Annotated in this window: 1 rRNA gene; it reads right to left on the bottom strand. The window is 48.1% G+C overall.

The window, feature by feature from the left end:
* Positions 1-119: ribosomal RNA gene (locus tag VK92_RS38425) — 23S ribosomal RNA — on the bottom strand; the annotation flags it as partial.
* Between the last annotated feature and the right edge of the window lie 299 nt (positions 120-418).

The following is a 418-nucleotide window of genomic DNA, read 5'->3' as shown; positions in this document are numbered from 1 at the left end:
TTCGGACATCTACGGATCAAAGCTTGTTTGCCAGCTCCCCGTAGCTTTTCGCAGGCTACCGCGTCCTTCATCGCCTGTGATCGCCAAGGCATCCACCACATGCACTTGTTCGCTTGACCCTATAACGAGTCTGTCTCGTTACAGGTTGAGTTCTCGCGTTGTGCCGTATTCCAATTTAAGTCGAACATAGAGTTCGAATCATCTTGAGATACATCGATACAATCACAACCCGGATAGTTTTCACGTCCATCTCAAGACGCTTCCGCTATCCAAATTACTTACTTCTTCCAGATTGTTAAAGAACGACAGCCGATACTTTCGTACCGCTCTGACTGGCTCAATCGCCAATGCAAAATTCTCGGTTCATCGTATGAACCAAGCACTTAGCGTTGGTGATTGGTGGAGGCAGACGGGATCG

Origin of the sequence: Burkholderia sp. LK4, from assembly GCF_001043615.1 — a bacterium.
Classification (GTDB): domain Bacteria; phylum Pseudomonadota; class Gammaproteobacteria; order Burkholderiales; family Burkholderiaceae; genus Burkholderia; species Burkholderia cepacia.
Note: the sequence above shows the minus strand (reverse complement) of the source record. Positions and strands in the feature narration are given on the sequence as shown.